At 62.9% G+C, this 13,111-nt stretch carries 16 protein-coding genes and 1 other annotated feature (1 of these 17 cut by a window edge); of the genes, 4 read left to right on the forward strand and 12 right to left on the reverse strand.

The annotated features are described in order from the left end of the window. Positions 1-49 precede the first annotated feature (49 nt). Positions 50-298: a sporulation transcriptional regulator SpoIIID gene (spoIIID, locus tag J9789_RS12140; RefSeq protein WP_209345784.1), complete on the reverse strand. Its 249-nt coding sequence runs from the start codon at positions 296-298 to the stop codon at positions 50-52. 190 nt (positions 299-488) lie between these two features. Between spoIIID and J9789_RS12145 the strand changes: the two genes are divergently transcribed. Next, positions 489-1,091, forward strand: coding sequence for a Crp/Fnr family transcriptional regulator (locus J9789_RS12145; protein ID WP_209345786.1), 603 nt, complete (start codon positions 489-491; stop codon positions 1,089-1,091). Between the two features lie 43 nt (positions 1,092-1,134). Here J9789_RS12145 and J9789_RS12150 read toward each other — a convergent pair whose 3' ends face one another. Beyond that, positions 1,135-2,520: an MATE family efflux transporter gene (locus tag J9789_RS12150; RefSeq protein ID WP_209345788.1), complete on the reverse strand. Its 1,386-nt coding sequence runs from the start codon at positions 2,518-2,520 to the stop codon at positions 1,135-1,137. Positions 2,521-2,525: 5 nt separating this feature from the next. Further along, positions 2,526-3,110, reverse strand: a complete 585-nt coding sequence (locus J9789_RS12155; RefSeq protein WP_209345790.1) for a hydrolase — start codon at positions 3,108-3,110, stop codon at positions 2,526-2,528. A gap of 117 nt (positions 3,111-3,227) precedes the next feature. Here J9789_RS12155 and J9789_RS12160 point away from each other — a divergent pair, with 117 nt between their 5' ends. Next, complete coding sequence (locus J9789_RS12160) at positions 3,228-3,797, forward strand: sporulation protein (RefSeq protein WP_209345792.1); 570 nt, start codon at positions 3,228-3,230, stop codon at positions 3,795-3,797. Between the two features lie 52 nt (positions 3,798-3,849). On the opposite strand, the gene J9789_RS12165 is transcribed toward J9789_RS12160, so the two are convergent. The 4 genes from J9789_RS12165 to J9789_RS12180 all read right to left on the reverse strand — a co-directional run bounded on the left by J9789_RS12165 (position 3,850) and on the right by J9789_RS12180 (position 5,977). Beyond that, positions 3,850-4,299: a S1 RNA-binding domain-containing protein gene (locus J9789_RS12165; protein ID WP_209345794.1), complete on the reverse strand. Its 450-nt coding sequence runs from the start codon at positions 4,297-4,299 to the stop codon at positions 3,850-3,852. Between the two features lie 32 nt (positions 4,300-4,331). Continuing rightward, entirely contained in the window at positions 4,332-4,607 is a 276-nt protein-coding gene (locus J9789_RS12170; RefSeq protein ID WP_209345796.1) for a septum formation initiator family protein, read from the reverse strand. 482 nt (positions 4,608-5,089) lie between these two features. After that, complete coding sequence (yabP, locus tag J9789_RS12175; RefSeq protein ID WP_209345800.1) at positions 5,090-5,380, reverse strand: sporulation protein YabP; 291 nt, start codon at positions 5,378-5,380, stop codon at positions 5,090-5,092. Between the two features lie 63 nt (positions 5,381-5,443). Beyond that, a complete protein-coding gene (locus J9789_RS12180) occupies positions 5,444-5,977 on the reverse strand; it encodes a biotin transporter BioY (RefSeq protein ID WP_209345802.1) in 534 nt (177 codons plus the stop codon). Positions 5,978-6,119: 142 nt separating this feature from the next. Between J9789_RS12180 and J9789_RS12185 the strand changes: the two genes are divergently transcribed. Beyond that, positions 6,120-7,103 carry a biotin--[acetyl-CoA-carboxylase] ligase gene (locus J9789_RS12185; protein ID WP_209345804.1) on the forward strand — a complete coding sequence of 328 codons (984 nt, stop codon included), beginning with the start codon at positions 6,120-6,122 and terminating at the stop codon, positions 7,101-7,103. Positions 7,104-7,147: 44 nt separating this feature from the next. On the opposite strand, the gene J9789_RS12190 is transcribed toward J9789_RS12185, so the two are convergent. From J9789_RS12190 to J9789_RS12205, 4 genes are read right to left on the reverse strand one after another with little or no spacing between them, the layout of a single operon-like run. After that, positions 7,148-7,954, reverse strand: coding sequence for an HAD-IIB family hydrolase (locus J9789_RS12190; protein WP_245185252.1), 807 nt, complete (start codon positions 7,952-7,954; stop codon positions 7,148-7,150). Between the two features lie 41 nt (positions 7,955-7,995). Next, the gene (locus J9789_RS12195) at positions 7,996-8,910 is read right to left on the reverse strand and encodes an RluA family pseudouridine synthase (protein ID WP_209345807.1); all 915 of its coding nucleotides are present in this window, start codon (positions 8,908-8,910) and stop codon (positions 7,996-7,998) included. Beyond that, entirely contained in the window at positions 8,907-9,362 is a 456-nt protein-coding gene (lspA, locus tag J9789_RS12200; RefSeq protein WP_209345810.1) for a signal peptidase II, read from the reverse strand. The genes J9789_RS12195 and lspA overlap by 4 nt, the downstream gene beginning before the upstream one ends. Before the next feature lie 60 nt (positions 9,363-9,422). Continuing rightward, positions 9,423-9,602: a hypothetical protein gene (locus J9789_RS12205; protein WP_209345812.1), complete on the reverse strand. Its 180-nt coding sequence runs from the start codon at positions 9,600-9,602 to the stop codon at positions 9,423-9,425. A 127-nt stretch (positions 9,603-9,729) separates the two neighbouring features. On the opposite strand from J9789_RS12205, the gene J9789_RS12210 reads away from it, so the two are divergent. Continuing rightward, positions 9,730-9,918 (forward strand): hypothetical protein, encoded by a 189-nt coding sequence (locus tag J9789_RS12210; RefSeq protein ID WP_209345813.1) that lies wholly within the window; start codon positions 9,730-9,732, stop codon positions 9,916-9,918. Positions 9,919-10,090: 172 nt separating this feature from the next. On the opposite strand, the gene ileS is transcribed toward J9789_RS12210, so the two are convergent. Next, positions 10,091-12,886 carry an isoleucine--tRNA ligase gene (ileS, locus tag J9789_RS12215; protein WP_209345815.1) on the reverse strand — a complete coding sequence of 932 codons (2,796 nt, stop codon included), beginning with the start codon at positions 12,884-12,886 and terminating at the stop codon, positions 10,091-10,093. A 145-nt stretch (positions 12,887-13,031) separates the two neighbouring features. After that, positions 13,032-13,111, reverse strand: a binding site (T-box leader) (it continues 143 nt past the right edge of the window).

The following is a 13,111-nucleotide window of genomic DNA, read 5'->3' on the forward strand; positions in this document are numbered from 1 at the left end:
AAATGATAACCCCCCGGCGGGCACGGCCCGCCGGGGGGTTTTTCTCTGCTTAGATTCCCTTGTATTTCTTCCGGGTGGCGATGCCGCCCCGGATGTGGCGCTCCGCCTTGTTCTCCTCCAGCACCCCCTTCACCTGGAGGTAGAGGGGCCGGTTAAAGGCGGGCAGACGCTCGGACAGGTCCTTATGTACGGTGGATTTGCTGATGCCGAACTGCCGGGCGGCGGCACGCACCGTGGCACGGTTCTCTATGATGTAAAGCGCCAGCCGGCAGGCGCGTTCCTCGATGTTCCCTTTCAAACAGCAACACTCCCCGCATTGATTCTCACGGGGGATGTATATGCGTCCGGGGGGCCGGATATGTGGCGGGAAGCCCTGGGACAGAGGGGTTTTGGGAAGAACTTTTCTGAAATTAACCTGGGATAATGTAGAAACTGGTGGAAATATGATAAAATAAACCACCAATATTCCGCAGGGAGGGGGATGGGAAATGAGTTTGGCAGAGCTCTACCGGGACCTGTTCGGTCTGTCGGATGAGCCACTCATCCGGCGGCTCACGGAATTGGGAGAGGTGCGGCCCGTGAAAAAAGGACACCTGCTGTACCGGGAGGGGGAGGTACCCTCCAAGCTGACCTTCCTTCTACAAGGCCTGCTGCGGGGGTACTTTCTGGACGCCAGCGGCAGGGACATTACCGACTGTTTCGCCTTTAAGCCGGGGACGCCGGCCACCGCCGGCGTTGCCCTGGGGGATTCGGCCACCATCAGCATCGAGGCCCTGGAGGACAGCCAGGTGCTGGAGCTGCCCATGGGGCCGGTGCTGGAGCTGATGGAGGAGTACCCCCAGCTCTACCGGCTGTACAGCGCCTTCCTGCTGGAGGCCCTCAAGTGCCACTGGGAGGTAAAGGCGGCCATGTATCAGTACACCGCCATGGAGCGCTACCAGTGGTTTCTTCGGACCTACCCCGGCCTGTACCACCAGGTCAGCGGGAAGCATATCGCCTCCTTCCTGGGCATGACCCAGGTGACCCTCAGCCGTGTGCGCCGGGCCATGCGGGAGGCGGGCCAGCTCCAGGCCGCCGAGGGCGAACTATAAGAAAAAAAGGACGTGCTGCTTTGCAGCACGTCCTTTTTGCGTATTAAGCGGGTTTGCTCTCCAGCTCCTTCCGGCGGCGCTCCAGGATGCGGGGGAAGCGCCACAGGAACATGAGCCCGGTGGTGAGGGCGGCCAGCACATCGGCTACCGGCTCGGCCAGGAAGACCGCCATCACCTGATGGCCGGTGATCAGTCGGGGCAGGATGAGGATCAGAGGGAGCAGCAGGATGATCTTCCGCAGCAGGGCCAGGAAGAGGGAGATCTTGGCCTGACCCAAAGCCACGAAGGTCTGCTGGCAGGAGGTCTGGATGCCCAGCATAAACATGCCGGCCACATAGATCCGCAGGGCCCACACCGCCAGGTCCACCAGCTCCGGCTTGTCGTTGAAGAGGAGCACAAAGGCGTGGGGGAAGAGCTCCAGGGCCAGGCAGGCGGCACAACTGAAGGAGAAGGCGCTGATAAGCAGCAGCTTGTAGGCCTTCTTCACCCGGTCCAGCTTTCCGGCGCCGTAGTTGAAGCCGATGATGGGCTGGGCGCCCTGGGCAATACCCTGGAGCAGCAGGAAGAAGACCTGCAGCACGCTGGAGCAGATGGTCATGGCGCCCACGGCGGGATCGCCGCCGTAGGCCTTCAGAGAGGCGTTGAAGGCCACGTTTACCAGGCTCTCGGTGGCGTTCATGATAAAGGGAGACACGCCAAGGGCCACCACCGGGGCCAGCACCTTGGGATTGATGCGGAAGTAGCGCCGCTGGAGGCGCAGCTTGGTGCGCTTGCCGGTGAGGAACCGGAGCACCCACACCGCCGACACCGCCTGAGCGGTGATGGTGGCCAGGGCGGCGCCCTTGACCCCCATGTGCAGACCGAAGATGAAGATGGGGTCCAGCACAATGTTGGTCACCGCGCCGATGAGCACCGTGGCCATGGAGATGGTGGAGAAGCCCTGGGCGGTGATGAAGAAGTTCAGGCCCAGAGAGATCTCCACAAAGATGGTACCCACCAGATAGATGGTCAGGTAGTCGTTGGCAAAGCCGATGGTGTTCTCGGTGGCGCCGAAGAGGAGGAGCATCGGCTCCTTAATGACCAGGAAGACGCCGGTTACCAGCACCGACAGGGCGATGAGCAGGGCGGTACAGTTGCCCAGAATGGCGTTGGCCTGGTCCTTCTTGCCCTCACCCATGCGCACCACTGCACGGGAGCCGCCGCCCATGCCCACCAGGGCGGAGATGGCGGAGACAAACATCAGCACCGGGAAGCACACACCCAGGCCGGTGAGGGCCAGGTCCCCTACCCCCTCGATGCGGCCGATGTAGATGCGGTCCACGATGTTGTACAGAGCGTTGACCAGCTGAGCGGTCACCGACGGCAGGGCCAGCCGGAGCAGCAGCTTTCCAATGGGGTCCCGCCCCAGATCGTTTTCTCGTTTAGCCACAGTACTTACGCCTCGTCTTTCTCCAGGAAATAGGTAGCCTCCATGTCGGCCACGCTGAGGGCAAAGGCCAGAGAATACTGCTGGAAGGCCTGGCCCACCAACCGCTTGTCCTCGTCGCCGGAGAAGCCCATGTGCCAGCGGATGGCCATGGCCTCCTCCCGAGTGAGCCGCAAAAAGCCGGAGAGGATGTAAACGCTCTTCTCCCCGTGGCCGTAGGGCAGGGGATCCTCATAGAAGAAGGTGGGCACGGTCTGCCACTTGCCGTCGGGACCCTTCACGTTGCGGGTGCCCTGCTTGTAGCACCCCGTCTTGCATACGTCGTGGAGGAGGGACACCAGGGCCACGCTCTCGGGGGAATAGTCCAGGCCGTACAGCTCCCGGACCCGTTCCCGCTCCAGGTAGGCCTCTAGGCAGCGGTAGACGTTGACGCTGTGCTCGCACAGGCCGCCGGGGTAGGAGCCGTGGAACCGGGCGGAGGCGGGGGCGGTGAAAAAGTCGCTTTTATGCTCCAGGTAGTCCAGCAGGGCGTCGGCGCCCTCCCGGTGAATGTTTTCCCGAAAAATCTGCAAAAATACTTCCTTACTGTCCATAGGCCTCTCCTTACTCTGTTGTCAATACAGCCCAGTATAGCACAGCGGCCCTGAAAAAACCACCCCGGGCACCGCCAATTCGTATCCCGAATAGAATGGGCGGAACGGAGGTGTCCCATGGAGTGGTTTTCCATGCTGGCGGCGGCCCTGCTTTTTTCCGCCGCCTGTAATTTTGATACCGTCATCCTGGCTATGGGCTGGGCGGTGCGGGGGGTGCGCCCCTCCCCTGCCCATACCCTGGTCATTGCCGGGCTGACGACTTTGATCACCTGGCTGTCCCTGGTGCTGGGCCGGGGCGCGGCGGTCTCCCTGGGCCGGAGCTTTGCCGGGGCCCTGGGGGGCCTGGTGCTGGCGGGCATCGGTCTATGGTTTGTGCTGGACTGGCTGCGGAGCCTGGGCAACGCGAAACAGGAGGAGGCCCCCCAGGCGGGCAATAACCTGCTGGGCTGGGTGGCCCTGGCTGCTGCCCTGGCGGTGAACAACGCTGGGGTGGGGGTGGCCGCAGGAGCCTCCGGCGTCGGCCCCGGCCTGGCTTCCCTGGCCAATTTTGTACTTACCCTGGCGGCTCTCCCCCTGGGCCGGGCCCTGGGGGACCGGGTGGCCGGGCGGCTGCTGGGAAAATACGCCCTCCCCCTCTCCGGACTCATTTTGGTGGGCCTGGGGGTGTGGCAGGTGCTGGGGGGATGACAAAAAAGACCTGCTGCAGGTGCAGCAGGTCTTTTGTTATGTACGGATGGAATTACTTCCGGCCGCCCCGGCGGGAGCTACGGCGCTCCGCCTGGCGCAGCTCGGACAGCTTGCTGTCCGAGGAAGCCATGAACTGCTTCAGGCGATCCTCAAAGGTGGTGGGCTCAGCGGGAGCGGGCTTGCCCCGGAAGCCGCCGTTGAAGCCGGGCCGTCCGCCGGGCCGGCCCTGACCGCCGTGGCCGCCGTGACCAGCGGGACGGGGGGGCGGATCCATAGCCTTCTTGATGGAGAGGTTGATACGGCCGTTCTCGTCGATGCCGATGACTTTGACCTTGACCTCCTGCCCTTCCTTCAGATGATCCTTCACATCGTTGACATAGGAATAGGCGATCTCAGAGATATGCACCAGCCCCGACTTGCCCTCGGGCAGTGAGACGAAAGCGCCGAACTTCGTGATGCCTGTGACCTTTCCTTCCACAATCGTACCAACACCAAACTCCATTTGCCTGAAAAATCCTCTCTTTCAAAATTCAATCAATCGGTGAACCGGAACACGTACTCACCCGGCTCCACCAGGCCCAGCTTGTCACGGGCCAGATCGGCCTGCCGGTCGGGATCACCGCTGTTTTCCACGGCGTCGGCCAGATCGGCGTTGACTTGCTTCTGCTCCTCCACCTGCCGCTGGGCGTCGGCCAGATCGGCCTGGGCGGTCTGCAGCTGGCTGCGCATGGTCAGCAGGCCGGTGGCCGTGCCGATGAGCAGCGCCAGAACGACGAGCTTGGTCAGAAGGGATGCTTTCTTGAGTTTCATGGGTGTCTCCTTCTCCGTCTGCCCGGTGGGTATCTTCCGTTTCATCGGATATTGGATTTATTTTATACCACTTTGGCCGATAAGGGAAGCGTTTTTTTGCGGATTTTCCGATTTTTTTACACAGCTTCCACAGCACCACAACCGGTAGTGTGACCACATGCCACACTACCCCCACCAGATCGGCCACCCGGTAGCCCAGCCACAGGGCCCACCGGCTCAGCAGACGGAAATAGGCCATGCCTCCCAGCACGATGGCCGCCAGCAGGTAGAGCCGCACCTCCCCCCGGCTGGCCGCCGTGGAGTAGACGAAGATGGCCGCTGTCACCACCAGCCAGAACAGCAGATCCAGGCATCCCCCCACCAGGGGCAGGGGGATGCGCACCCGCAGGATGCGCAGCAGGTCGTACACCAGCCCGATGGCCGCCCCCAGCACCAGCGCCCCGCCCAGGTAGAGGGCCTGCTCCGAGACCCAGATCTCCATCTCAGCGGAAGAGCCGGGCGAAGAGGCCGCCCGACTGCCGGTCCCGGCTGTCCTCATAGGTGAGGGAGTCCACGTCCCCCTCCACCTTCAGGTCGCCTCCATCCAGACTCAGCTTTTCAATGTGCAGATTCTCCCCCCGGATTACCAGGGTGCCCCGGTTGGTGTGCATGACGATGGCGTTCTCGTCAAAGCTCTCCACCTCCTCCACCCCGGACACCGACAGGCGTTCCCGGTCCTCCAGGATCAGATGGTGGGCCGTCTCCGGCCGGCCCCGCTCACTTTCATACGGCATAACAATGCCCCTTTCCCATAGAGTCTCATTGCTACTATATGGGACAGGGGCATGGGATATGAGTCAGGCCCGGGCCAGGGCGGGGGCCAGCCGGCGGCTGAGGGCCAGGGCCAGCACCAGCTTGACGGCGTCGGGCAGCAGGAAGGGGATGACGCAGGTCCACAGGGCGGACATCACCCCCATGGGGCCGGTGGTGGCGGCGTACATCAGCACGAACCAGGCGGTGCCAAAGGCGTAGCACACCGCCAGCCCAACCACGCCGGAGAGCAGAAAGACCGCCGGGCCACGGCCCAGCAGAGCCTCCGCCCCCCACATTACCAGGGCAATCAGGAGGAAGCCAACGAGGTAGCCGCCCGTGACCCCGGCAAAGGAACCCAAACCGCCGGAGAAGCCGGAGAACACCGGCAGGCCTACCGCCCCCATCAGCAGGTATACCCCCACGGCCAGGGAACCCAGCTTTCCACCCAGCACGCCCACCGCCAGGAAGATGGCGAAGGTCTGCAAGGTAAAGGGCACCACCGTGGGAATGGTGATCCAGGCGCATACCGTAATTAAGGCCGCCATGACGGCGGTGTAGACCAGGGGCTTGGCTTTCATAGTGGAACCTCCATATTGTAAACTTGAAATTGATTATAGTTTACAATATGAAAATTGTCAACCACAAATCTGGAGCGGTTGACAAAGGCTCCCCCGGCGGGCTACAATAAGAAAAAACGTAGAGCGGAAAGGACGGATGACCATGCTGCGGGACGAGGTACTGGCCCTGCTGAGGGCCCAGAAGGGGGTCCCCCTGTCGGGGGAGGCCATGAGCCAGAAGCTGGGGGTGAGCCGGGCGGCGGTGTGGAAGGCTATGGAGGCCCTGCGGCAGGAGGGGTATGTGATCTCCTCCGCCCCCCGCCGGGGCTACGCCCTGGAGGACTCCCCCGACCGCCTCTCTCCCGGCGAGCTGATGGCTCCCGGCCGGAAGATCGGCTCCAACCTGGTGTGCCTGGATACGGTGGACTCTACCAACAATGAGGTCAAGCGCCGGGCGGTGGACCAGGTGCCCGAGGGGCTGGTGGTGGTGTCTGCCCAGCAGACCGGAGGCCGGGGCCGCCGGGGCCGCAGCTTCGTGTCCCCGCCGGGGGGATTGTATCTGTCCGCCCTGCTGAAGCCGGACTGCCCCCTGGAGCAGGTCAGCGCTCTCACTGCCTGGTCGGCGGTGGCGGTGTGCGACGCGGTGGAGCAGGTGTGCGGCATCCGTCCCGGCATCAAGTGGCCCAACGACGTGATCCTGGAGGGCCGCAAGCTGTGCGGCATCCTCACCGAGCTGGAGCTGGAGGGGGAAACCGCCGCCCTGCGCTATGTGGTGGCGGGCATCGGCGTCAACCTGAGCCAGAGCGAGGAGGACTTCGGCCCCGAGGTAGCCCCGGTGGCCATCTCCCTGGCCCAGGCCCTGGGGAAGGCCCCCCGGCGGGCGGAAGTAGCCTCCGCCCTGCTGGACGCCCTGGACAAGCTGGACCGGGACTTTCCCGGGCAATGGGACCGCTGGCTGGAGCGGTACCGGGCGGACTGCATCACCGTGGGCCGTCCCATCAAGGTACTCCGGGGGAGCACCGAGCGCACCGGCACGGCGGTGGGGGTGGACGACACCTTCGCCCTGGTGGTGCGCTGGGAGGACGGCAGTGAAGAGGCCTTGTCCTCCGGAGAGGTCTCTGTCCGGGGCCTGCTGGGCTATGTGTAACCAAAAAGGGACCGCACCGTTTGGGTGCGGTCCCTTTTTGCATTTTAATAAATCGAGTCCAAAATCTCCACGATCTGGGCCACACAGCCCTCCTCGCAGGAGCACAGGATGCGGGCCCCCCAGTCCTTGACCTCCTGGGCGCAGTTGGAGGGGGCGAAGGGGATGGCCGAGATGGCCAGCATGGGGATGTCGTTCTGGTTGTCCCCCACGCAGTAGATCTTCTTGGGGTCCATCCCCAGGTAGTTGGCCAGATAGGCCACCATACCCCCCTTGTTGCTCCCCTTCCGGGTGAGCTCCAGCAGGTAGGCGTTGGAGAAAATCACCTCGTAGTGCTCCCCCCACCGGTCCAGCATGTACCGCTGGGTCTCCAGCAGCACCTCGTTGCGCTGCTGCAAAATCACCTTGCTCCAGGGCAGAGGCATTTTGGCAATGGGTACCTCAGAGGCCGTAGCGCCCGCCCGGGTCAGGTGCCGGTGGGTGACCTCGTTGGGCTGATAGACGTAGATGTCGTCGTGGTGGTAGGCCTCAAAGCCGATCTCCGGGATGTCCCGGGCCACCTGCTGCAAATCCTCCTGTACCCGCAGGGGCAGGAAGGTCTCGTACACCATCCGGTCCTCGTCAAAGTCGTAGAGGGCCGAGCCGTTGGACAGGATCACCGGCGCGTTGATAGGGGCGCAGCGGGCGTGAGGGGCAAAGGTAGGATGGGCCCGGCCGGTGGCCACGGTAAAGGTGCCCCCCTCCCGGGTAAAATACTCCAGGGCGGTGAGGTTGGCGGGCGCCACCTGCATGTTTTCGCCATAGAGGGTGTCGTCAAAGTCGCTGACCAGCAGAACGCCGTCGAATTTTCCCATGTTGGCCACCTTCCTTCTGTCTTGTGTTTGTTGTCTCAAGTTTATGCCATAGAACGCAGCTTTGTCAACACTGCCTCAAACCAGTCGGGCAGCGGACATTCCAGCATGACCCGCTCCCCGGTGCGGGGGTGGACAAAGGACAGCCGCCGGGCGTGGAGGCACTGGCCCGCCAGTCCCGGCCAGGGCTTCTTGGCGCCGTACACCACATCCCCCAGCAGGGGGTGACCAATGTAGGCCATGTGGACCCGGATCTGGTGGGTGCGCCCGGTCTCCAGGCGGCACTGGATGTGGGTGTAGCCCCCCAGGTGCTCCAGCACCGACCAGTGGGTCACCGCCCGCCGGCCCTGGAGCTTGTTCACCGCCATCTTCTTCCGGTCGGTGGGGTGGCGGAAGATGGGGGCGTCCACGGTGCCCGACTCGTCCTTTAAATTGCCCACGCACACCGCCTCGTATTCCCGGTACAGGGAGTGGTCCTGGAGCTGCTCCGCCAGGGACAGGTGGGCAAAGTCGTTCTTGGCGGCGATGATGAGCCCCGAGGTATCCCGGTCAATGCGGTGCACGATGCCGGGACGCAGCTCTCCGTTGATTCCAGAGAGTGAATTACCGCAGTGATATAACAGTGCGTTGACCAAAGTGCCGTCGGGATGACCGGCGGCGGGGTGGACCACCAGGCCCACCGGCTTGTTGACGGCGATCACGTCGTCGTCCTCATAGACGATGTCCAGGGGGATGTCCTGGGGCACCACGTCGATGGGGGCGGGGTCGGGCAGCACCAGTACCAGATCGTCCCCGGCGCTGGTCTTGTAGTTCTTCTTCACCGGCTGGCCGTTGAGGGTGACCGCCCCCTCCTCCAGCAGCTTCTGGGCCGCCGAGCGGGTGAGCTGGGGCAGCTGCCGGGCCAGGAACTGGTCGGCCCGCTCCCCCGGCTGGTCGGCGATGAGGTGCAGGGGGGTCATGCCTTCTCCTCCTCTTTGCAGAACAGCAGGAAGTAGACGCAAAAAGCGATGCCGCCGCACACGATGCAGATATCCGCCACGTTGAAGATGGGGAAGTTCATGAACAGGGTCTGGAACATGTCGGTGACATAGCCCAGGAACAGCCGGTCAATAAGGTTGCCCACCGCCCCCGCCAGCACCAGGCCCAGGGAGACCATGGCGAAGGGGTGGTTGAAGGTCCGCTTGGCCAGCAGCACAATGAGTAGCACCGAGGCCGCCGTCGAGATCAGGGTGAGGATCCAGGTGTGCTGTTCAAAAATGGAGAAGGCCGCGCCGGTGTTCTGGTAGTAGGTCAGCTGGAGGATGTGGGGGATGAAGGGGACCCCCTCCCCCAGCGGAATGTTGGCCCGGACCAGGAATTTCACCAGCTGGTCCACGACCACCAGAGCGGCGGCCAGGAGATAATAGAGCATGGTTGTTAGGCTCCTTTGATGGAAAGTTCCTTTCATTGTAACACGGACGGCCCGGAGGGGTCAATCCTCGTCCGGCAGGCGGATCTCCCCGTGTTCCTTTTCGTATTGTTCCAGATAGGACTCCACGGCAATGCACAGCTGCATGTTGATGGAGCGGCGCTCCTTGGCGGCAAGAACGCGGATTTTCTGCATGACCTCGTGCTCCAGCCGCAGAGAGTAGGGGGCTTCCTGAATGCCCATACCATTCCCTCCTCAGTGTATCTATTTGTATCTTAATGATATCAATGAGAGTGATATTTCACAAAGAATTATATAGAGTTGACTAGAGTGATTAAGAATGATATTATGAGCAAAAGGGGGCAATTTTATGGAGGGTACAAAGGAAACACGCACCATTTCCATTCAGGTCACCCCGGAGACCAAAGAAAAAGCGGCCTGGCTGGCCCGGCAGTCCTGCCGCAGCCTGTCCGCCTATGTCCGTCACTTGCTACTGGTACAGATCAGGGACTATGAGGCAGAAAACGGGCCCATCGGAAGGGACGGCGGGCGACCGTAAAGGTCGCCCCTACGATTCTACTGGCAGGCGGGCCGATGAGGGCATCGGCCCCTACAGGAAATACCGGACCCACCCCGTCTGTTGTAGGGGCGGGTGCCCACACCCGCCCGCCGGTTCTCTGCCCGCAAAAAAAGGACGCCGCTTTTGCGGCGTCCTTTTTGATACTATGGGATTACTCGCCCACAACAGCGGCGCAGCGGGGGCACAGCTCGGCGTGATGGCCGTCGGTGCCGATGGCGTCGTTGTGGTTCCAGCAGCGGGGGCACTTGGGGGCCTCGGACAGCTTGACGGCGATGGTGCAGGGGATGAGGCTCTCCTCGTTCTTCTCCCCTTCCACGCTGTCGGTGGTGACGGTGACCTTGGACACGATGCACAGGGAGGCCAGGTCCACGTCCTTCAGGAAGTCGGCGTCCTCAGCGGACACGGAGATGGTGACCTCGGTGTCCTGGGCCTTCTTGAACACACCGGCGTTGCGGGCGTTCTCCAGGGCCTTGTTGACGGCGTCACGCAGGCTGACCAGCTTCTCCCAGCGGGCCTTAGCGGCGTCGTCCAGGGTGAAGGCGGCGTTGTCCTCGGGCATGTCGTTGAGGAGCACGCTCTCGGCGTCCACACCGGCGGCATGCTGCATGGCGTGCCAGATCTCGTCGGAGGTGAAGGCCAGGATGGGGGCCACCAGACGGGTCATGCCGTCCAGGATATAGTAGAGGGCGGTCTGGGCGGAGCGGCGCTCGGCCTCGCTGCCACAGTACAGGCGGTCCTTGATGATGTCCAGGTAGAAGTTGGACATATCCACCACGCAGAAGTTGTAGATGGCGCGGTACACACCGTGGAACTCGTAGCGGTCGTAGGCGGCCCGGACGTTCTTCACCAGCTCGTTGAGGCAGTGGAGGGCGTAGCGGTCCAGGTCCATCAGCTGCTCCACCGGCACCAGATTGGCGTCGGGATCGAAGTCGCACAGGTTGCCCAGCATGTAGCGGGCGGTGTTGCGGATCTTCAGGTAGGCCTGGGAGAGCTGCTTCATGATGTCCTTGGAGATGCGCATGTCCTGGGTGTAGTCGGCGGAAGCCACCCACAGGCGGAGCATGTCGGCACCGTACTCCTTGATGACCTCATCGGGGGACACGGCGTTGCCCAGGGACTTGTGCATGGCCTTGCCCTCGCCGTCCACGGTCCAGCCGTGGGTGGCGATCTGCTTGTAGGGAGCCACGCCGTTGACGGCAATGGAGGTCAGCATGGAGGACTGGAACCAGCCGCGGTACTGATCGCCGCCCTCCAGGTACAGGTCGGCGGGATACTTCAGGTAGGGGCGCTCGGCGGCCACGGCGGCCCAGGTGGAGCCGGAGTCGAACCACACGTCCATGATGTCGGACTCCTTGGAGAAGTGGGTCTTGCCGCACTTGGGGCACACGAAGCCCTCGGGCAGCAGGTCCTTGGGCTCACGGTCGAACCACACGTTGGAGCCGTGCTCCCGGAAGAGAGCGGCCACATGGGCGATGGTCTCGGGGGTGACGATGTCGGCGCCGCAGTCGTCGCAGTAGAAGATGGGAATGGGCACGCCCCACACGCGCTGGCGGCTGATGCACCAGTCGTTGCGCTCGGAGATCATGGAGATCATGCGCTCCTTGCCCCAGCCGGGGTGCCACTGGATGTCGTCGCAGACCTTGACGGCGGTGTCCTTGATGGCGTCCACGGAGCAGAACCACTGCTCGGTGGCACGGTAGATGATGGGGTTCTTGCAGCGCCAGCAGTGGGGGTAGGAGTGGGTGATCTGCTCCTTGGCCACCAGGAAGCCTTCCTTCTCCAGGTCCTCCACCACCAGGTCGTTGCCCTTGGCGTAGAACTGGCCGTTGTAGCGCTCGTCGGTCATGACGCCCTTGGCGTTGACGGGCACGGGCACGCCGATGTGGGTGAGGCCGGCCTTGTCGTACTGCTGGCAGATCTGGAAGTCCTCGGCGCCGAAGCCGGGGGCGGTGTGGACGCAGCCGGAGCCGGCGTCCAGGGTGACGTGCTCGCCGTTGAGGATGACGGACTCACGGTCAAACAGGGGGTGAGTGGCGGTCATCAGCTCAAACTCAGAGCCCTTCAGCTCAGCCAGCACCTTGCAGGCATCATAGTCGATGTGGGCAGCCTTGCACACGCTCTCGGCCAGGTCCTTGGCCAGGATATACACGTCGCCGTTGGGCACCTGGAGCAGCACGTAGTCGAAGTCGGCGTTCAGGCAGATGGCGAAGTTGCCGGGGATGGTCCAGGGGGTGGTGGTCCAGATCACGAAGTAGGTCTTGGAGAGGTCGGTGTACTGGCCCAGCTTGCCCTTGTCGTCCCGGACGGGGAACTTGACGAAGATGGTGGTACAGGGGTCGTCGGCGTACTCGATCTCGGCCTCGGCCAGAGCGGTCTGGTCTGCGGGGCACCAGTACACGGGCTTCATGCCCTTGTAGATGAGGCCCTTCTCAGCCATCTTGCCAAAGACCTCGATCTGCTTGGCCTCAAACTCAGGCAGCAGGGTGATATAGGGGTTGTCCCACTCGCCCAGCACGCCCAGCCGCTGGAACTGGCCGGTCATCTTGGCGATGTAGCCCTCGGCGTACTCCCGGCACTTGGTGCGGAACTGGGCGGTGGTCATCTCGTCCCGCTTGACCTTCTTGTCCTTGAGGACGGCGGACTCGATGGGCAGACCGTGGGTATCCCAGCCGGGCACGTAGGGGGCGTAGTGGCCGGTCATGTTCTTGTGCTTAACGATGATGTCCTTGAGGATCTTGTTCAGGGCGGTGCCGATGTGGATGTTGCCGTTGGCGTACGGAGGGCCGTCGTGGAGGACGAAGGAGGGCTTGCCCTCGTTGCGCTTGACCATCTTGTTATAGAGGTCGTGGTCGTACATCTCCTGGAGCATGTCGGGCTCACGCTTGGGCAGGCCCGCCCGCATGGGGAAGTCGGTCTGGGGCAGATGGACGGTCTGGTTGTAATCCATGGGTGGTTCTCCTTTATCTTGAAATTAAAATAAACGGATGGGTGTGCGGGCGGGTGTGGGCACCCGCCCCTACGGTTTGGGACAAGTAGGGGCCGATGCCCACATCGGCCCGTCGGACAGGGCAAACAAAAAGCGCCCCTGTCTCCTAAGAGACAAAGGCGCACACCTCTGCGGTACCACTCTCATTGTTCCGGGCAGACCGGAACCACTCGACAGCCGGTAACG

Source organism: Flavonifractor sp. AGMB03687, assembly GCF_017811815.1.
Lineage (GTDB): Bacteria > Bacillota > Clostridia > Oscillospirales > Oscillospiraceae > Flavonifractor.